This is a genomic window from Paenibacillus sp. Root52 (genome assembly GCF_001426865.1).
In the GTDB taxonomy this organism is placed as follows: Bacteria; Bacillota; Bacilli; order Paenibacillales; family Paenibacillaceae; genus Paenibacillus.
This window is the reverse complement of record NZ_LMFO01000006.1, coordinates 129,026-147,404: the sequence shown is the minus strand read 5'-3', so window position 1 is coordinate 147,404 and position 18,379 is coordinate 129,026. Positions and strand designations below refer to the sequence as shown.

The 18,379-nt window shown below is 39.0% G+C and carries 19 protein-coding genes and 1 pseudogene; 9 read left to right on the top strand and 11 right to left on the bottom strand.

The window, feature by feature from the left end; all coding sequences use genetic code 11:
- Nucleotides 1-1,138: hypothetical protein (locus ASD24_RS30575; RefSeq protein WP_056694701.1), on the top strand; the 1,138-nt coding region annotated here is incomplete at its 5' end.
- A 45-nt stretch (nucleotides 1,139-1,183) separates the two neighbouring features.
- Here ASD24_RS30575 and ASD24_RS09165 read toward each other — a convergent pair.
- The 6 genes from ASD24_RS09165 to ASD24_RS09140 form a co-directional block, all read right to left on the bottom strand.
- Nucleotides 1,184-2,317 (bottom strand): cysteine desulfurase family protein, encoded by a 1,134-nt coding sequence (locus ASD24_RS09165; RefSeq protein WP_056694698.1) that lies wholly within the window; start codon nucleotides 2,315-2,317, stop codon nucleotides 1,184-1,186.
- 17 nt (nucleotides 2,318-2,334) lie between these two features.
- Entirely contained in the window at nucleotides 2,335-2,703 is a 369-nt protein-coding gene (dndE, locus tag ASD24_RS09160) for a DNA sulfur modification protein DndE (protein ID WP_056694696.1), read from the bottom strand.
- Between the two features lie 4 nt (nucleotides 2,704-2,707).
- Nucleotides 2,708-4,708, bottom strand: a complete 2,001-nt coding sequence (gene dndD / locus ASD24_RS09155; RefSeq protein ID WP_056694694.1) for a DNA sulfur modification protein DndD — start codon at nucleotides 4,706-4,708, stop codon at nucleotides 2,708-2,710.
- 17 nt (nucleotides 4,709-4,725) lie between these two features.
- Complete coding sequence (gene dndC / locus ASD24_RS09150) at nucleotides 4,726-6,228, bottom strand: DNA phosphorothioation system sulfurtransferase DndC (protein WP_056694692.1); 1,503 nt, start codon at nucleotides 6,226-6,228, stop codon at nucleotides 4,726-4,728.
- Complete coding sequence (dndB, locus tag ASD24_RS09145; protein ID WP_442952586.1) at nucleotides 6,221-7,315, bottom strand: DNA sulfur modification protein DndB; 1,095 nt, start codon at nucleotides 7,313-7,315, stop codon at nucleotides 6,221-6,223. Before dndB ends, dndC begins: the two co-directional genes overlap by 8 nt.
- Nucleotides 7,316-7,508: 193 nt before the next feature.
- Nucleotides 7,509-7,856 (bottom strand): helix-turn-helix domain-containing protein, encoded by a 348-nt coding sequence (locus tag ASD24_RS09140; RefSeq protein ID WP_056694687.1) that lies wholly within the window; start codon nucleotides 7,854-7,856, stop codon nucleotides 7,509-7,511.
- A 191-nt stretch (nucleotides 7,857-8,047) separates the two neighbouring features.
- Between ASD24_RS09140 and ASD24_RS09135 the strand changes: the two genes are divergently transcribed.
- Together ASD24_RS09135 and ASD24_RS09130 are read left to right on the top strand one after the other, a co-directional pair.
- Nucleotides 8,048-8,497 carry a hypothetical protein gene (locus tag ASD24_RS09135; RefSeq protein WP_056694686.1) on the top strand — a complete coding sequence of 150 codons (450 nt, stop codon included), beginning with the start codon at nucleotides 8,048-8,050 and terminating at the stop codon, nucleotides 8,495-8,497.
- A gap of 105 nt (nucleotides 8,498-8,602) precedes the next feature.
- Entirely contained in the window at nucleotides 8,603-9,181 is a 579-nt protein-coding gene (locus ASD24_RS09130; protein WP_056694683.1) for a hypothetical protein, read from the top strand.
- Nucleotides 9,182-9,336: 155 nt separating this feature from the next.
- Here ASD24_RS09130 and ASD24_RS09125 read toward each other — a convergent pair whose 3' ends face one another.
- Both ASD24_RS09125 and ASD24_RS09120 read right to left on the bottom strand, forming a co-directional pair.
- Nucleotides 9,337-9,681: a hypothetical protein gene (locus ASD24_RS09125; protein WP_056694681.1), complete on the bottom strand. Its 345-nt coding sequence runs from the start codon at nucleotides 9,679-9,681 to the stop codon at nucleotides 9,337-9,339.
- A 63-nt stretch (nucleotides 9,682-9,744) separates the two neighbouring features.
- Nucleotides 9,745-10,047, bottom strand: a complete 303-nt coding sequence (locus ASD24_RS09120; protein ID WP_156395391.1) for a hypothetical protein — start codon at nucleotides 10,045-10,047, stop codon at nucleotides 9,745-9,747.
- 235 nt (nucleotides 10,048-10,282) lie between these two features.
- Here ASD24_RS09120 and ASD24_RS09115 point away from each other — a divergent pair, with 235 nt between their 5' ends.
- The 4 genes and pseudogenes from ASD24_RS09115 to ASD24_RS09100 all read left to right on the top strand — a co-directional run bounded on the left by ASD24_RS09115 (nucleotide 10,283) and on the right by ASD24_RS09100 (nucleotide 13,410).
- Nucleotides 10,283-10,765 carry a copper amine oxidase N-terminal domain-containing protein gene (locus tag ASD24_RS09115; RefSeq protein WP_056694674.1) on the top strand — a complete coding sequence of 161 codons (483 nt, stop codon included), beginning with the start codon at nucleotides 10,283-10,285 and terminating at the stop codon, nucleotides 10,763-10,765.
- A gap of 569 nt (nucleotides 10,766-11,334) precedes the next feature.
- A pseudogene (locus tag ASD24_RS30960) lies at nucleotides 11,335-12,489 on the top strand (WXG100 family type VII secretion target); the annotation flags it as partial.
- A 14-nt stretch (nucleotides 12,490-12,503) separates the two neighbouring features.
- Entirely contained in the window at nucleotides 12,504-12,872 is a 369-nt protein-coding gene (locus ASD24_RS09105) for a hypothetical protein (RefSeq protein ID WP_056694673.1), read from the top strand.
- A 55-nt stretch (nucleotides 12,873-12,927) separates the two neighbouring features.
- On the top strand, nucleotides 12,928-13,410 hold the full coding sequence (locus ASD24_RS09100; RefSeq protein ID WP_082560344.1) for a copper amine oxidase N-terminal domain-containing protein: 483 nt from the start codon (nucleotides 12,928-12,930) through the stop codon (nucleotides 13,408-13,410).
- Nucleotides 13,411-13,570: 160 nt separating this feature from the next.
- Here ASD24_RS09100 and ASD24_RS09095 read toward each other — a convergent pair whose 3' ends face one another.
- From ASD24_RS09095 to ASD24_RS09085, 3 genes are all read right to left on the bottom strand, one after another.
- Nucleotides 13,571-14,431: a MerR family transcriptional regulator gene (locus ASD24_RS09095; RefSeq protein WP_082560343.1), complete on the bottom strand. Its 861-nt coding sequence runs from the start codon at nucleotides 14,429-14,431 to the stop codon at nucleotides 13,571-13,573.
- Nucleotides 14,406-15,332 carry a DUF2268 domain-containing protein gene (locus ASD24_RS09090; protein WP_056694671.1) on the bottom strand — a complete coding sequence of 309 codons (927 nt, stop codon included), beginning with the start codon at nucleotides 15,330-15,332 and terminating at the stop codon, nucleotides 14,406-14,408. Before ASD24_RS09090 ends, ASD24_RS09095 begins: the two co-directional genes overlap by 26 nt.
- A gap of 160 nt (nucleotides 15,333-15,492) precedes the next feature.
- Complete coding sequence (locus tag ASD24_RS09085; protein ID WP_056694669.1) at nucleotides 15,493-15,981, bottom strand: hypothetical protein; 489 nt, start codon at nucleotides 15,979-15,981, stop codon at nucleotides 15,493-15,495.
- 182 nt (nucleotides 15,982-16,163) lie between these two features.
- On the opposite strand from ASD24_RS09085, the gene ASD24_RS09080 reads away from it, so the two are divergent.
- Together ASD24_RS09080 and ASD24_RS09075 are read left to right on the top strand one after the other, a co-directional pair.
- Nucleotides 16,164-16,970, top strand: coding sequence for a hypothetical protein (locus ASD24_RS09080; RefSeq protein WP_056694667.1), 807 nt, complete (start codon nucleotides 16,164-16,166; stop codon nucleotides 16,968-16,970).
- A 93-nt stretch (nucleotides 16,971-17,063) separates the two neighbouring features.
- Nucleotides 17,064-18,359 (top strand): galactokinase, encoded by a 1,296-nt coding sequence (locus ASD24_RS09075; protein ID WP_056694665.1) that lies wholly within the window; start codon nucleotides 17,064-17,066, stop codon nucleotides 18,357-18,359.
- Nucleotides 18,360-18,379: the final 20 nt, after the last annotated feature.

The window sequence follows — 18,379 nt, the reverse complement described above, 5'->3', positions numbered from 1 at the left end:
TGATTATCAATATAATTCTAAGAAATATGAAAAAAATAAAAAAAAAATTATAGAGACACTTGGTAGTATTAATGGGACATATTTAACTGTACTATTTGATTCGCAGACAGCCAATTACTTAGAGCGTATATCACAATCAATCTATGAACTTGAAAGAAGTTTCCGTAATCTAATAGAGATAAAAATGTTAAGAAAAATAGGGCCTACTTGGGGTAACCAATATTTAGGTTCAAATGAAAGTACTCACGATAGAAAAAATAATAGGAAAGATGATATTTTTAGATTCCTTTCAAATCCATTAGATGATTATAATTTCAAAAATCTCGGTAGTTTTGTAAAAGAGAATATTAGTAAAAATAAGAACGAGCTAATTGTAAGGATTGAATCTTTAGATCGTAAACTAGATGAATTGGGTAAAAAGAAGAATAAGATTGAATTCAATGAAATTATAAATGAGATATTCAATGAAATTAATAATTTAAAAAATTCTATTGGATCTAATAGAAGCCTATTTTCTAGCGATATATACTCACATATAAAGCCTGATTTAGTAGATGACTGGGATCGAATCTATGAAATTAGAAATTACTGGGCACACAATATATTTCTTATGACAGAAATGGAATACAGTGAATATGAAAGGTTAAGAAAAAGTATTAATAAGAAAATATTGGTCGAATTAACAATTGACTCTCTATTAGGGGTAGAAAACATTAAAGATTATGGCGAAAATACTGGAATTCGATTTACTATAAGTAAATACGAAAGTGATGTTGTACATTGTGAAATAAAAATAAAAATAAAAATAGATGAGAAGATTTTATATGTTTCTAAATTAGAGGCAGACTACACAGATATTCAAACCTTTTATGACATTTTATTTGAGTCAGATACAAACTTAAAGGAATTAAATAAAGTATTATATAAAAGCAACCCTTATTTATTGCCTGTTTTATTTGAGAATAAGGAACAGGAGTCTTTTCTTCAAAGTATTAATGAAGATGAATTAGGTTTAATAGTCAACGAACTTAAGAAGAACTTTAATGTTAAAACTGAAAATGAATCTGGCGAAGGTTTGGTTGCAGTAAATGAGGACCATCATAACTATTTAAAATCGATTTTCTCGCCTAATAATTGAGAGGATACATAATCTGCTATTGCAACAGGATATGTATCCTACAGCTCACTGAATCTCTCTAAATAAATCGAGCTCTTTTTCACTTACATCAGTGCTCAACGTAATTCTTATCGTCTGTCTGATCTCTTCCAAAGTTTTTCCGGTGGCACTCAACACATGACTTGGCTTACTGGAACTACAAGCTGATCCGGAAGAAAGTGCGATGAAGCTAGACAGTTTTTTTAATAACAACTCATTGTTTACACCGATAAATTGAAGGCTAATTAATCCTGGGATTTTATCTTTTACGTCGCTATTAAAAGTGATTTTGTCTCCAAGATTAGTCTTTAATATATCAACTAAATAGTTCTCCAATTGAGTTAATTGCTGAACGTTTTTTTCTAGATTACGTGAAGCTAGCTCGGCAGCTTTGCCTAGTCCAACAATGTTGTGAACAGCGAGAGTTCCACTCCGATAGTTGTTTTCCTGTCCTCCCCCGTGAAGAAGAGGGGTAAGGCGAGTGAAAATCTCTTTCGACTGTTTCCGTATGATGGCGGCTCCGATTCCTTTGGGGCCGCCTATTTTATGTGCTGACATAGAGAGGAAACGAATTCCACTATGCTTCCGCAAATTAACAGGTACTTTACCTATAACCTGAGTTGCATCAGTATGAAAGAAAAAATTATTAGCTTCGAAAAATTCGGAAAGATCGCTAATCGGATTTAATGACCCAATCTCATTATTTCCCCACATAAATGAAGTAATCAGAGGCTGGATCTTAGTAACTATTTCAGTAATCTTCTGAACATTAACTCTTGCAAAAGTATCCACTTCAAGGAATTTCGTTTTGTACCCACGTTCACCCAAAAACTCTACTGTCTCAAGTACTGAAGGATGCTCCGCAGCAGAGGTTAATAGATACCTAGAAGAATTATCTTTATAACTGTAATAATCAGCTACACCCTTAATAATCATATTGTTACTTTCAGTAGCTCCACTTGTGAATACAACCTCGTCTGGGTCACACCCTAAAAGTTGAGCAACTTGTTCTCTTGCAGTAGCTACCGCTTTTTTAGCATTCTCCGCCAAGGAGTAAAACTTGCTGGAGGGATTACCAAATTCCTCTTGAAGATAAGGGAGCATTGCTTCCAAAACCTCAGGGTGGATCTTTGTTGTAGCACTATTGTCCAGATATAGCATTAAGATCACTACTTTCGTTAAGATAACAAATTGCGAATGAATTTCTCATAATTTCCTGCGGCTTTATACTCTGAAGCTAATGTTCGTATCCCACGTTCCAAGTGAGCATTAAAATAGGAAGGGAAAAACTCTTCATCTGTTAATTCGCAGCCTGCAGCCTGTGTAATCATTGCACGAAAGGCATAGTCATATTCTCCTGTAACGGTGCTACGGTTCAAAACTAATCCATCTGTAAAATCTTTTGTGATAGGCACAATTTGAGCAGTATTTCTTAGCGATAATGCAACAGCATACCGAATCAGGATATTAGGCGTGATTCCAGTAGAAGCATGGAGTTGCGTAAGGATTTCTTTAGCGTATTTTGATGTTTTTAAAGTGAAATTCATAATTTTACTTTACCGCCTCTCTAGTGATATCAAAGTAGCGGTCTTTTACGATTACTGCACTTTCTTGAGATGCATCGTATTCTAAGGTGTAACAGCGGTTCGTAATCTCTTCAATCACGGGAAACTGTTCGGAGGTTATTTCGGAATCTGTTGTAAACATAAGAACTTGTTCTCCGCAACGAGGGATGAAATGTTGAATAAGTGACTTTTTGTGATCCTGGTCAAGTCTACCCATTAAGGTATCGAACACAAAAGGTAATTTCCAACCAGATACTCTAAACATTGCTAGTATGACCGTTAACATAAGCATTTCTTTTTCGCCAGCAGATAGGCGCTCTTTTGAAATTTCTTGATTCAATAGGTTAAACAGCTTTAATTCAAAAGTGATATGGTCTATATGAATTCGTTTTATGAAATCTTTTTTACGGAAAAGAACATCAATCATACGTACAGTTTCATTAGCTACATCATCGAGTTTTTTGCGCCATTGCCGTTCTCTAAAGCGCTGACTAACTGTCAACAATTTCTCAGTCATTTCATACGATTTTTCTGATTTATGGTATTCTCTAATTTTTTCTTCTACTTTATCTTTTTGAGAGAGCTTAGTGTGCAAGCTTTCAGAAAGATTTTGAATTTCAAGTCCAAGTTGTTCTATGAGAATCTTGTGTTGTTCAACTTGTTTTGTTTTTTGCTCGATTCGTCCAAGAAGTTCTTTAAACTCACTGGCTCGATCATTAGTCTCTAATTTAGTCCTTAGTTCTTGAGCTTCTTTTAACAACATAGCATTTTCATCAAAACGTTTGGTATATTCGGCCACATTAAGTGCCTGTATTTGTTTATTCAAATTATGGATCTCACTACGTTGCTCAAACGATGCACGATGAATGAGTTGGGTTTGATCCGGTTTTATTAAATTTAGAATACCTTCAAATACAGATGTAACCTCGCTCTCATCAATTTCTTTACTCGGCTCTAGTACACTATTAAGAAGAGAAGCTAGTTGTTCTTCTACGAGCGAGTTCGCAATATAATCGTATGATTCATATTGTTTTTCTTTATTTAACTGATGGTATACTTGTCTGAGGTGTTTTCTTGCTATAAAAAAGGGAAGAAGAGACGAAACGAAATGTCTGACATGTTCTGAATTTGTTTTACGTTTGTTTTCAATCACATTGATTCTAGAAACAATCTCTTGTCTTTTCTCTTGAAGTAAACCACCGTGAACTTCGAAGTCATTTTTATCCTGTTTAATTGTATCGTTTAAGTTGTCGATCTCTTCTGAGTAAAGAATTGAGAACTGTTGCTTTTCTTCAATTGTTTTTTTGAGTTGATCGATTTCAATCTCAAGTTTCTCGAATTGTGCAACTTCTTCTGCTGCACTGGCATTTTGCTGAGCATATTGCATTCGATATGTGTTCAGATCTTTTTCAAGATTTACAAAGAGATCAAGATTGAAGAGAATTTTACCTGACTCTTTCAAGTATTCAGGAATTTTTTCTTCAGAAACAATACGCGATATATCCTCACCATCAAAAAGACAAAGTTCAAACAATTTCGGAGGCATCTCCTCACGTAACCGACTCTGGAAATCAGATGTCTGTTGAGCAGTTAAAAATTGATTATCTCTTTTTACTGCAAAGCTCTCACGGATACGATCGTTTTTAATTCGCCAGCTCCTTACTAATGAATATTCATGTAATTCGAAATCTTCAGTCGAACTGTAATCTAGAGTAATTTGAAAAGCGTCAGTCTCATTTTCATTAATTGCTTTACGATTCAGTAATGTTCTAATTTTCCGATAGTAGGGTTCGTTCTCAGTAACAAAACCATATGCCATTGAACCAAATAAAACGATTCTTAAAGATTCTAATATTGTTGTTTTACCAGCACCATTTTTACCACCTAGTAGAATCACATTACGGTTAGCTGTTGTACGAAAATCAAATTTATTAAGCTCTCCATGGTAAGCCCCAATATTACGGAGAGCCAGTTTTTGTATGTGCATTGATTATTAATCCACCTTTATAAATGTAAGAAATCTTGTCTAAGTGTTTTATCAAATGCCTGGAATAAACCTCTTCTTACTTTTACACCAGAGTATTCTTTTTCAACAGATATCAATTCTTTAAGAAGATTAAGATTGACCCCTTCTTCTTGACAGAGAGATTCGAGATCAGTAACTTGGTCTTCCTTAAAAATAGGACGATCATTTTGATGCCAGTCGTAAGACGTACCAGTTTCTTCTTCAACAATTAGAGGGAGTCGATCTTCCCACTGCAAGTCGTCATGCCAATATTTTCGGATTGCTTTAAGTTCTTCAAATGTAATCAATTCAACATTAGGATCATGCAATCGTCTTATTTCTTCCTGTGTTTGCAATAATTTTCGAAGGATTTTTTCCCGTGCTTTCATTGTGAAAGGACCAACACCGAAGCGCTTAGGAGGAGCATCTTCATTTTCATCGTCAAAGATTAAAATGTCTAATTCTTCAACTGATGCAAGATCAATTTTATTTTCTTCAATATATTGTTTGATTTGAGATTTGTAGATTCTTGGATTACTCAAATCTTCAGGATCAATACCGCCTAAATTGTTGGTCAAATAGACTTCGCCATTCATCCGGTGTTTTTGTCTTTTTGTACGGTCTTCTCTGATTTGAACAAGGAAGTTTCTGAAATCATATAAAGGCCGTAACCAGTCTACACCATTGTTAATGAATCCACTTAAAGCTTTATCCTCATTAACAACTGTACAAGTCCAGCAGCCAAAACGGCTATTTCCACAAGAACCGGCACTTTCTTTAACCTCTTTATCTACTATAAGAGGGCATTCACTACTTGAATCTTGATATAGTTGAAGTAGTTCATTATTATCATCGCCCCACGGTGATTCGTTTTGCAATAAAAATTCCCATACATCATCAAGAGTGTAGGATCGAATCGGTGCAAAAACAAATGCATTACGAAGAGTAGAGTGACGCATTAAATTTGAACCTTCTATAGTATGAGATTGCATTACTCCTGCTCTTGTAGAACTTTCCGAATCGCGGACTCCTAGTAGCATAACCACTTCACCAAATTGATCTACCTTATCCAGAATGAAACGGTTCGCAGGTTCAATTTTCAAGCGATCTGTACACCATCTGAACTTTTGACGAGGAGTAGGATAACCTTTTCCTATAATAGAGGCCCAGAATGTTTGCTCAACTTTGGGACGTACTTTGTGTGTTTCAATGGGTAAACCTATTGCAAGTGCTTTGTTTTGTATTCGTCCAAGAGTCCTCGTGATTTTGTCTATAATTAAAGGAGTTTCTACTTGCGTATCTGATGAAATAACATATACTTTTTTCTTCAGAAGAGAAGGTTCCAACTCGGTCAAGGCTTGAAAAACCAGTTGTACAACTGCTGTTGAGTCTTTTCCTCCACTGAATCCTACGACCCACGGGCGCTCATCAGCTAGGTAGACCTCTTTAACAAGTTCTTTGGCTTCTATAAACTTTGTTCCTGTATCAAATATATTAAACATCAGTAGATGTACCTTCTTTTATTTTATTTTCAATTTTCTGCTCGGCTTCTGTTAAGGGGAGCCCTAGTTTGAATTTTATGAGATTTGCAGTCAATTGAATGGTCTCATTGTTCTTGTTAATACGCCCAGTTTGTCCATAAGCGCGCCCTAACCAATCCGCTTTATTATCGCGACTCCAGTCGATTTTATATAGTTTTTTTACGTACAACTCCCATTCATCAGCATGATAACGATAAAGGTAGTGACCGACTATACCAATAGCTTCGAGGAATACACCATGAGCGACTACAGAACCAATACGAAGGTCTCTTGGAGATGTTCGCTTATTAAGTACATCTTGCCACTCCGAAATAGAATTAGAAAGTAGCGTCCAGAACTCAGAAGCAAATTTTTTCTCGTGTTCAGAGATTAATTCACCTTTACGTTTCCCTAAAAGCTTACATAATGTATTAAATATATGATTTAATGCAAACAATTTAGGAGAATTTTTGGATAAAGAAACTTTTTCACGATCTGTATACCGTTCTAATAAAGGGATTTCATTAATTAGACTTTTAGTAATCAACGATAATTGATCCCGATGATCATATAAAATTCCGATCGAAGATGTGGTGTTCACTGCATGACGGTTCAAGTCCGAAAACATTTGCTGGGAGCGCACCAGTCCAAGATCGTGAAAGAACACTACAGATATTGTCTCATCACCAAGTTCAGGCGAGATTTTCAGAGCTTCTTCGATAGCAGCACGTCTATGTTGGCCGTCGTTGATAAGAAATTGGGCATCTAAAGAAATATTCAAATATCCTAAATCCTTAAACTCTTCCGAATGTGGCTGGAAAATTAATTCGCCATTTACCGACGCTGTTAAGGAAGAGAAAATATAATCTCCAGGATTCTCGAGAATATAATTTGTAATATCTGGGATTCTTGATTTATTCATTAAACGTTGTGCACGGTGGTCTGCTGGAATTTCTTCTTCATCAAACAAAAAAATTCTAGGTATTAATTTCAGTGGGCACATTACTGTGTAAAATTCTCTTCCAGCTTGAATACCACGAATTGCTGGAAAACTATAACTGAAATTCATAGGCATCCTCCTATTTTACGTACGTAATAACGTAGAATGTATATTGATTTTATCGTAAGACGAACAAATGTTCAATGTCTAAATTACATAATAAAGTAAAGGAAGTACGTAATTACGTGAACAAAAGATGAAGAGATAATGAAATAACGAGGTAACATTCCGGCCTGATTGGATCGGTATGTTCCTCGTTATTTTAGTTTTTATCATATGTGTCGAAGATTTCTTGAATGACATTAAGAACCATTAAAATATGCTTTGGTTCACGGGTTCTCAAAAGGGAAATAATTTTAAAGATATTTTCATCATCATGTGAAAGTTCTTCACGTTCTTTGACATATGTAAAAAGTTCATATACACCAACATCTAAAGCAGTAGCAATTCTCTCTAAATTTTTTAATGATATGTTTCGTTCTGCTCGTTCGATAAAACCAATATAACTTGGATTGAATCCTGCATTTTCGGCTAATGCTTCTTGAGACAGATCTCTAGACTTCCTCAGATCTCTTATTCTCGCGCCCACTAGTTCTAAAAGTTCAGACATATGAACACCTCTCTTTAATTAGAAGTGTAGAGAAAGACTCATTACTAATTAACTGATAGATAATAAGTAATTTGTAACAAAAACTACTATGTAGTAATATTTATTGTATATCTTTCCCGAAAGGTAAAATAATATACGGGAAATTTCATTGTGGTATCGATTTGAATCTTAAAATTGAGGAGTTGTTTAACATGAATCACGTTTACTCCTTCAAGAATCGACAGAATGATGAGTTTGCAAATTGTTTAATAGGTCAATTTCATGATAGTGAACAAGTTTGCTACTACTATAAACTTGTTCATTATCATATGAAGCTTGCTAAGATTATGTATGATCACGATCAATTGAAAACTTGCTTAATTCTCTGCAATTGGGCTCTAAACTCCATGATTAAAGCGTTATACAGTCATAAGTACCGTTCGGTTAATGTACCTACAGAACTCACTATGAATACAATCCTGCCCCTAGTTCATACAGACAGCAAATCAGGATTAGATATCGCTATATTTATTGGAACGATGCAGCACCTTTCTTCTATTGAAGATTTCCTGAATTGTCCGTCTACAAACATGAATAATGTCAAAAAGCTTGTCCAACAGACAGAAGAAGTATTAGGTGAATTAAAACATTTGCTCGGCTGATGATTAATTTGAGATAATGAAGGGGATTCTTTTTGATAATGTCATACTGTATCATGCAAAACAATAACTCCGTTACAAGTGTAGGATGCAGAAAAACGATCACTGTTGTATCGTTGGACGAAAGAAAATTTGCTGGGACGTTCCAAAAGCATTGGGTATCGAAGCGACTTTGGAGCGTATGTAGGTTTTCTATACTGGGCAGAGTTACTGTCGCCGTATGAGAGCGAAGTTTATATTCGTCAGGAAGCATGGCTGCGAGATGTGGAGAAGACCATCATGAACAAAAGCTATAAGATGGTTGTGCTACTCTACATGCTGGAACGTGGAGAGAATCACTGGATGGAGCCAATAACACCAAGCGAGATGGCGAGCTTTTTCCATACATACCTGACAGAGAAGGCATATCGGAAACGCAAAGACTTTTCGGATAAAGGTAAGCTTAAACTCTGGGACTGGAGCGAGAAGACGGCATCTGAGATTGAAAAGTTGATTATCGACATGCCGATGTCCATGTGGAGCGGGGCGAAGGGTAGTATGACTCGTTTCGTGGACGGAGTGTTTTCACTGAATTTGCAAGTGCAGGATGCAGAGGAACGATCACTGTTATATCGTTGGACGAAAGAAATCTGTCTGTACAGATTGCATGCATATTTCGAGCGGGGGAACTCTAGTATAAAAGCCTAAGGATAGAAAAAACCTATCTAGAATCTAATTGAATAAACTAACTAGGATAATCTAAACGAACACCAGACTACTCACACGGTTCAATGACATGTAGTCTGGTTTCTATTTATTTGTTTCTTGAGCTCCATAGCTTATAGACAAATGGGATTTGCATCTCATTTGGAATAGACCTCTTCCTCGCTCTTTCGTTTATCAATGAACTCTCCAGGTCCCCCAGCTGTCTCAACTTCTAGGGAAGGTAGGTAAAAAGACAAAGTTAGAGAAGTATAGGGATCACCTTTAACATGACCATACAATACCATTGTAGATGACATGGGTAAATGAATTTCGTAACCTTCAAATTCTACATCAGCATCGTAATACTTTTTGAAGTATTCTTGTCCAATAGGAATGGCCTTCTCATATAATTCTTGTCTTTCAGCTTTAGAGAGGCTACTGCAACCAGTTATAATAACTATAACTCCGAAAGTTAACAATATTGAACGAATGCTTTTGATCAAGTACTCACCTCTTTTCCAATTATCTAATAGCTATAAAAACTTGACTGCAAAAGGATATTACCTTTATTGAATTTTTTTTATAAAATCCTCTGGGCCTTTAGCAGATCGTATTTCCATAGATGGAATATCTAATGATAGAGATATATTGATCGTTTGATCGTTTTTTACATAACCATAGAGGAACATAGTAGAAGAGTTAGGTAAGTTAATGTCATAGTCCGTAAATATAATTTCTGCATCATAATGTTCTTGGAAGTATTTTTGTCCAATAGGAACTGCTTTTTCAAAATATTCTCTTTTTTCCTCATCTAATAATGCATTACAACCGGTTAGTGAGCAAACAGCGGAAGAGATTAAAATGATCATTCGTATGTAATTAAACAATCTATAATTCTCCTTTGTAAATATACCTTATTGGTAGACTATATATTAATTCAATGTGGGAGTGAAGTATGAAGTCTAATCCAAAATCATAGAAACCAAGTTGTGGTAAAATTTAAATAGTTGAGGAACATTAACAGCACTTATGACGTCTGAAAAGAAGAATATATCCAATTACTATAAGAAAGGAAGACGCTCCAATGAAAAAGGTGGTTATCCAATGAAAAAGGTGGTTATGTTCATCGCTGCGCTGTGCGTAGTCACGGTGGCAGGGGCTTTATATGCTTCGGCAGGCAAAGTGAGCGCAGCGGCTCCGGCGTATACGTTAACCGTAAATGGAAAACCGATGCAAGTCAGTAAGTCTGAGCTGATGCCTTATGAGCAAAAAGGAACAGTTTTGGTGCCATTACGCGCTACGGCAGAAGCCCTGGGCTACAAAGTCAGCTGGGTGGCTGCTGAAAAGGCCGTATCTGTCGAAGACAGAATACAGTCAGCCCTGGTGAAGAACGGCAGTACCCAAGTGAAGTTTACAGGTAAGCTGAAAATCATCAACTTGAGTCAGGATATGGAGCTGCCAGTTCCTGCACAGACCAAGAAGGGCACGATGTATGTACCAGCTTCGTTCTTCGAACCTTTCTTCAATGAAGTTGTGGTGAAAGAAGGCAACGTTTCGATCTCGGCTCAGATGTCGTCGATTCAATAAAATTAGCGCCTTCACTACATATGCCATGCATAGAAAGACCTTTAACGATCTGCGATCCCTCACAGGGAAGCGAGCCTTAAAGGTCTTTTATCGTTGTAGGAACGATCTTAATCGTTGCACGAGCCTAACATGGACTTGATCTTTTAGCTGTAATGTTATTTATAACTAGTTCCACATCCATAAATCAACATAAATGGTCGCATTATTTATCGGTACGATGCAACATATGTCCTCATTAGAGGAGTGTCCGCAGAATCAGTCATTAAAGCCAAGAAACATTGAGAAGCTTCTACAACGAACGGAAGAAATAATAGAGGGGCTAAACAACCGATTGAAGTATGATCCACCCGATTTGCGATAAAATTGTGTTTTAAAACTTGTTTTTTCTGATGTGTGGCTCATTGAATAGGGATGGGACCAGAGAATTATATGTGATGTAATAAAGTTTTTTGCAGGAACGAAAATTCAGGAACATGGGCTGATGTATACAGTATAAACTTCTGCTAACATAGTGAAATCCTATTTTGATGGCGGAGAATGATATGAGTACAATTTAAGTAACACCAGAGCAACTACTGCATGTATCTAAACAGATTGAGCAGGGTAGGCAGCAGTTAGAAAGTATCCGCAATGACCTAACTGCACGAATTGGGTTCATTGAGTCTCGGTGGTCGGGAGCAACACAGGAACGGTTTTTTTATGATTTTCAGCAGTCCCGACTTGTATTGGATCGAGCACTGGAAGGTATGGTAAAGTCCTCTCAGAACCTCAGCACCATTGCCGAGAGGTTTCAACAGGCAGACCAAAAACAAGTGAGCTTGGGAGCAATTGCTGGACAGATTGCTACAAATCTAAATATGAACCAGGGTACAGGGAATCCAGAAGAGCAACGAAGGATGGTTTGGAATTCTTTGTTTGGAGCTTACATGCCTGCCAGTGAAGCGGAAGATGGAATGCCAGGACAAAAGGAATTTATTGAGTACTGGGAGAATGGTGGCTCCTATGAGGAAATGAAGGGTGGCCCGAAACAACCAGAGTCTAGTGGTGGGGATTATCTTGATGAACAGTCAAATGCATTTAAGGCAGGTTATCATCCCACAACAGGAGAGCCCGTACCTGCATGGCAGGCAGCAATTTCTATCGCAGGTCTGCAATTCAGCAAAATCGCGATAGCTTTCACAGGAGTGTATAATAGAGGGTATAAGGTTCCAAATAGTGGATTGAAACTTTCGACGTCTAAGACGAATAAATTGAATGTAATAAGAACTAACAACCAATTCAAAAATAAAGGTTATACGGCGGAGCCCGGTGAAAGAAGTACTACACGCCAAGAATGGATAACTCAAAATCGAAAAGAGAGAATGTTTAAGAACCTAGCTAGATCTTCTCCAATAAGTATTCCATCAGATGCGACAATTAAAGCAAGGTCTAAAGTAGGGTATGAACAAATCTCGTTTAATTGGTCTGACGGTTTTTATAAGTATGAATCACGTTGGCACACTCGGACACCTAATGCGCCTATTGAACAAGGAAATACTTGGGTAGTTGAAAGACTCACACCAGGGAACACTACTGGACAGCAAAAAACATCTCATATTCTAATAGGCCCGAATCAATGGATTTCAAAGTATGAATGGCAAGCGGCAATCAGGGCTAGGACTCAAGGGACTTCGACTCCGGAACAAGTGAAAGTACTGGATGACGGGCATTGGCCTGCACCATGAGGGGGGAATGGAAATTGAGTAATAAGATCATAGATTTCTATAAGGGCTACGAAGGTGAACCGGAGATACAGATCAGTTACAGTTCCAAAAATGAAGGCAGCGTAACTTTACGAATTTGGGAAGGTTATTTTGATAATATAATGATGGGGATTAAAGCGGATTCTAATCATTGGACAGCCTTAGCGTATTATTATCATTTGCACGAAGGATGGTACGAGAATAGTCCGTGGGTCATTCCTGATATTGATGCGGCACTAGAGCAACTAGAGCTGGTTAATAAAGCCGAATTCTATGATGAGACTCAGGAGATACTTAAACATTTTATTGAAATATTGATGAATGCCAAATCAAATAACGAGGAAGTTTGGATTGCATATGATTGATTGTAATGAGCCCCGTTCTGTTATTGAAGTGGCTAGTGTAAATATTCTTTAGCCAATGAAAAAGGTGGTTATGTTCATCGCTGCGCTGTGCGTAGTCACGGTGGCAGGGGCTTTATATGCTTCGGCAGGCAAAGTGAGCGCAGCGGCTCCAACGTATACGTTAACCGTTAATGGAAAACCGATGCAAGTGAGTAAGTCTGAGCTGATGCCTTTCGAGCAAAAAGGAACCGTCTTGGTGCCCTTACGTGCTACGGCGGAAGCACTGGGCTACAAAGTCAGCTGGGTGGCTGCAGAAAAGGCCGTATCTGTCGAAGACAGCATACAGTCAGCCCTGGTGAAGAACGGCAGTACCCAAGTGAAGTTTACAGGCAAGCTGAAAATCATCAACTTGAGTCAGGATATGGAGCTACCAGTTCCTGCACAGACCAAGAAGGGTACGATGTATGTGCCAGCTTCGTTCTTCGAACCTTTCTTCAATGAAGTCGTGGTGAACGAGGGCAACGTTTCGATCTCGGCACAGGTGTCTTCGATTCAATAAAATTAGCGCCTGTACTATTTACTTCTTATACTAAGATAGAAAGACCTTTAACGATCTGCGATCCCTTACAGGAAAGCAAGTCTTAAAGGTCTTTTGTCGTTACATTAAGGGAACTTAATAGTTACATGAGGCATGATGTAGCATGTGTAATATTTAAGGCCTACTCCTTAGTAGGATGTGCTCTTACACTTGAACCTGAGCATGAACCTGTATCTATATTTGTAGCTGTATCCCTATCTTTACCTTTACTTATATCTGTGCCTTCTCCTTGCACATAAACCAGAATAGCCTGGTACAAAAACCTTGAAAAATACGCGTCGCCAAACTGCTCAAAATATAGGGCATATCGGCGATCTGTCGTATAAGTCTCTGCGATACAGACCAGAATCTCAGGATCACAGACCATAAAGGATTCAAGCTGCTTTTTCCATTGATCTATCAGTTGTTGCACCTCCGTAGAAGCGGGAGAGCGATCCTGTTGTTTGGCCAATTCATGAAATACGGTCTCCATGTTAACAGAGAACTGTTGGTAGGCTTTTTGCTGGTCTTGAGCGGATAGTCTGTTCATATTAGTTTCAAATTCCTGATATTTAGAGGTGTCCCCGTAGACGAACTTCGCCTCAGATTCATACTGTTCTTGAATGGTCATGATGGGAGAATCGTCAAACAGTTGAAGCTGAGAGATATCCGTTCCATTCACATATTCGTCCAACTGGTCAATGATCGTTTGTAGCTTTTGTTTTCGTTGCACGAGTGTACCGCGATGTTCTTTTAAAATTTCCTTTTGTTCATCTTTGGATAATTTCATCATCGTTGCAATATCTTTCAATGAGAAATTCATTTCTTTGAACAGAAGAATCGTTTGCAGATTCCCCAGTGCTTCCTGATCATATAACCGATAGCCATTGGATTCGATTTTACTCGGTTTCAACAGATCTGTTTTGTCATAGTAATGCAATGCGCGCTTGGTTATGCCGGTGATCTGTATAATGTCTTTAATGGTGAAATAGGGTGTCTTCATTCCAAAAGTCCTTTGTTTCAGCAAGAATAGTACTTGCCGGAGTGATGGTGGCTTCCATAATGGATGAGCCTGTTTGGTTCAGATAATATTGGATCAAGTGATAGCCGCAGGCATAGCCAGCAGCATAGGGCATTCCTACGGGAACGAAATTTTGCAATTTCGCCAGTTCATCGCCATATAGATACGGATTAATCTGGTCGAATCCAGTCACTTGAAGTTGATCCTTCATGATGGGTTTAATGATGGAATTCAATGTTTCCACGTTTGTTTTGGTCACCCAAGGTCCCAATAATTCTTCTCCATATAAGAATGTAGCAAAGTTTTCAGCAAGCCCCTCACTAACAATCATTTCTCCCAGCGTAATCTGTGGGTCCCACTGGATATATTGATATCTTACGTTATGATTGCATTCGTGAGCTAACACAGATTGGATTCGAGGTAGAGTATAGCTATTGGGGATGAGGTTCGCAATAATATACCCCGGAATGCCACCATCTCCGCTAATTCCTTCGTTCATCGTAAGTGAAGGACTATTCTTGTCACCTAATAAAATCGTGTATAGATATTCGGAGACAGATAACGTAATCCCGCTCTCCCTAAAGGTAGATAGACTTCTAGTAACGGCTTCATGACACTTTTGCCAAAACGCTTCAGACGAAATCGCTGCTAACGGCTCGCAGATCTCAGCGGTTATATCCTCAGGGGAGATATTCATGAAATTATTCATCATAATAACATCAAACTCGTGTGGCTCACTCGCGCGAAATGGGATCTGCTGAATGTTCCATTTGTTCATAAAAGGCTCCATCATAAGTTGCCGGTACAGCTCTAACTTTTTATCAGGTGTGGCTTCCATTATCGTGTTATAAATCTGATCTGAACGCAAAGCGGTAATCTGCATTAGTCATCTCTCCTTTTGGATAAGCTAGAGCCTATTATCAAGGATGACGTAACGTTACAGTCAAGGATGGATTATTAGCTTGTTGGGATATGTTCGTATATGGCAAAAAAACCTCTGATCCACTCCACGATTCCGGAGTTCATAATCAAAGGCTTCTAACCTATTCCAGTTTACCGCGCATGGTACGATTACGGCTTGATCGCATACTGACCCATACTTGATACAAGAATAGTGCGGCGAGTACACTCGCTGGTAATAGAAGGGGCTGCAACAGATTACCAATCGCCATGGCGGAGAATCGAGATACGATATAACCGGCAACTCCAATAGTGGCGATTAGTACGGTGTTCCAAATAAGGAAAGACTTTAGCGTCGAACCCAATCGCCAAGAGCGGTATACACCAAAAATGAATGCACAACCGAATAGAGCGTAGAATACCACTTCGGTCGTCGTTGACCAAGTACCTACAAGTTGAATGGGGATCACATCTTCATTAGATAGTTGCCTAGAGGCGAGCCAGTACTGAGATTGATCTAGGCGGTACTGTTCAATCCAGATATATGCACCGTAGACGAACGCCATTAGAATGAGATAGACCAGAGCTAAGAAGGAAACTGCCTTTGGAGTAGTTTTGCTTGTTTTCATCATTTCGTTGAATGACCTCCTAATATGACGTAAACGATCTTAAGATTAGAGAGTGGATTGTCACCAAAAATGGATATCCTTGTAGTATAATTCATCTCGAACTGAATCGAAACCATAAATTGTATATTTGAGATGTAGTTGTCTTATATAAGCTCGTCAAAAATAGAAGGTGGTGAGCTAACCTTATGAGTAAACGTATACTGCATTTAGTTCTTTTATCCATTGGTATGACTATACTACTCACTTTTGTCGAGGTTAATAATTCTCCAGCGAATGAGCGTGGGAGGTTGAATGAAACTTCTCTATCCGAGCTACATACACAACGAAATAAGCAACCACTTTCCTCTGTTCCTGACCGTATCGAGTTGTATGAAGAGGTGGAAACCCTCATGTTGCAGCTCGAAGATATTCCTACATATCGGGACTACCTGACCGAATCAGAGAATGTGGCGTTGGAGATTGAACGTACTCAGTTCGTGAAGATCCAGTCAGATTCCTCTGATTTGACCCACGCTCTGTTGCAGTATGGCTGTGGAACTAAAGCATGTGCTACCCTTTTGCTGGAGACAAATGGGATACAGAGCCGAAGCATGATCATGCCTTATGGTACATTTCAAGATTATAAACAATCTCCTGATCAAAACCGGCTGTTACTGCGTTATGCGTACGATGAGGGTGGTAGTGTAAAAAGACAGATTATTGTGGCAGTAGATCTAAATTCTATGCAAGTCATTCCTTATGCATCGGATTCTCTTGAGAATGAATACATGTTGAACCCAACTTGGCCGATATTATCGTATCAATGGCTAGATGAGAGCAGATTTAGTTTGAAGACAGCCGAGATTAGCGCGAGTGATTGGGATGCTTTACAGCAATGGTTATCCTCTACAGATCGTAAAGTAAAGCGGGTGGAGATCCAATTAGAAAATACTGCTTTCAAAAAACGCTTACAAAATTTCAATTCTGCCCTACCTTTTCGACTCGGAAGCTGAGATAATGGGGAAGGCTAAATCAATGAAGACATTTAGGCTATATCAGAGATAGCGGTTACTAGACCGCTTACATATGAAATGGGAGGAATAGAGATGACCACACAGGTAACAGAACTCATTCAATCAAAACAGGGACAGGCATTGCTCGCGCAAATGTACGGGCCACAGCATGTCGAAGAGCAGGGTGCGCGTTACGAGAAGTTGAATGCTTCATTCCGTGAGCACTTTGGTGAGCAGGAGCAAGTTCAATTGTTCAGCTCCCCGGGGCGCAGCGAGATTGGTGGTAACCATACAGATCATAACCATGGTAAAGTTTTGGCGGGTAGCATCACGCTTGACACCATCGCGGTAGCTGTACCGACAGACGATAATGTGATTACGTTTTATTCCGAGGGATACGACAAACAGTATGTTATCGATCTCGCCAACTTGAAGCCAAATACAGAGGATGACGGTACAACTGGACTGATCCGTGGTATCGCTGCTGGACTCGTGGAATTGGGACACAACATCGGTGGATTCAAGGCAGACATCTCCAGTAACGTATTTGCGGCTTCTGGCGTGAGCTCTTCTGCATCCTTTGAGATGCTGATTAGCGCGATCCTGAACCATTTCTACAATGATGGTAAGCTGGATGTGGTGACGTTGGCGAAGATTGGACAATATGCGGAAAATCACTTCTGGAATAAACCGTCCGGTCTTCTGGATCAGATGGCTTGTGCTTACGGCGGATTGATCTCCATCGATTTTGCCAATCCGGCTGAACCTGTGATTGAGCCTGTGGAATGGAATTTCCAAGAAAACGGATATTCCTTGGTCATCGTGAATACAGGTGGTAACCATGCGGATCTGACTGAAGACTATGCTTCGGTACCGAACGAGATGAAAGCAGTCGCACAGGCGCTTGGTAAGGAGTATGTTCGTGAAATTACGGAAGAAGATATTTATGCGAAGCTGCCAGCGATCCGCGAAGCGGCTGGAGATCGTGCGGTGCTGCGTGCACTTCATTTCTTGTCCGAGAACCAGCGTGTAGATGGACAGGTGCAGGCACTGCGTGATGGGCGTTTTGCTGATTTCCTGTCTCTGATTACGGCATCCGGTAACTCATCATGGAAATGGCTCCAGAACGTATATCAGAGCGGAGCTTCCCGTGCACAGGAAATTTCGGTGGCTCTCGCGCTGACAGAGAACTACCTCAGCAAGCTCGGCGATGGCGCATGTCGTGTACACGGCGGTGGATTCGCTGGCGTAATTCTGGCGATTGTACCAAACGAGAAAGCAGAAGAATACATGAACTGGATGCGCGGTATGCTGGATACACCAGTAATCGTGGTTAACGTACGTCAGCATGGTTCCATCTGCCTGAATGCGGAACTGAACAAGGCTTAAGAGAGCATACATCATTAATA

What these genes read in the sequence shown, in the direction of transcription:
- ASD24_RS09120 (WP_156395391.1), bottom strand. Translation starts at nt 10,047, where the DNA reads ATGATCATTTTAATCTCTTCCGCTGTTTGCTCACTAACCGGTTGTAAT.
- ASD24_RS09085 (WP_056694669.1), bottom strand. Translation starts at nt 15,981, where the DNA reads ATGATGAAAACAAGCAAAACTACTCCAAAGGCAGTTTCCTTCTTAGCT.
- ASD24_RS09135 (WP_056694686.1), top strand. Translation starts at nt 8,048, where the DNA reads ATGAATCACGTTTACTCCTTCAAGAATCGACAGAATGATGAGTTTGCA.
- dndC (WP_056694692.1), bottom strand. Translation starts at nt 6,228, where the DNA reads ATGTTTAATATATTTGATACAGGAACAAAGTTTATAGAAGCCAAAGAA.
- dndB (WP_442952586.1), bottom strand. Translation starts at nt 7,315, where the DNA reads ATGAATTTCAGTTATAGTTTTCCAGCAATTCGTGGTATTCAAGCTGGA.
- ASD24_RS09140 (WP_056694687.1), bottom strand. Translation starts at nt 7,856, where the DNA reads ATGTCTGAACTTTTAGAACTAGTGGGCGCGAGAATAAGAGATCTGAGG.
- dndE (WP_056694696.1), bottom strand. Translation starts at nt 2,703, where the DNA reads ATGAATTTCACTTTAAAAACATCAAAATACGCTAAAGAAATCCTTACG.
- ASD24_RS09095 (WP_082560343.1), bottom strand. Translation starts at nt 14,431, where the DNA reads ATGAAGACACCCTATTTCACCATTAAAGACATTATACAGATCACCGGC.
- ASD24_RS09115 (WP_056694674.1), top strand. Translation starts at nt 10,283, where the DNA reads ATGAAAAAGGTGGTTATGTTCATCGCTGCGCTGTGCGTAGTCACGGTG.
- ASD24_RS09165 (WP_056694698.1), bottom strand. Translation starts at nt 2,317, where the DNA reads ATGCTATATCTGGACAATAGTGCTACAACAAAGATCCACCCTGAGGTT.
- ASD24_RS09090 (WP_056694671.1), bottom strand. Translation starts at nt 15,332, where the DNA reads ATGCAGATTACCGCTTTGCGTTCAGATCAGATTTATAACACGATAATG.
- ASD24_RS09100 (WP_082560344.1), top strand. Translation starts at nt 12,928, where the DNA reads ATGAAAAAGGTGGTTATGTTCATCGCTGCGCTGTGCGTAGTCACGGTG.
- ASD24_RS09075 (WP_056694665.1), top strand. Translation starts at nt 17,064, where the DNA reads ATGACCACACAGGTAACAGAACTCATTCAATCAAAACAGGGACAGGCA.
- dndD (WP_056694694.1), bottom strand. Translation starts at nt 4,708, where the DNA reads ATGCACATACAAAAACTGGCTCTCCGTAATATTGGGGCTTACCATGGA.
- ASD24_RS09080 (WP_056694667.1), top strand. Translation starts at nt 16,164, where the DNA reads ATGAGTAAACGTATACTGCATTTAGTTCTTTTATCCATTGGTATGACT.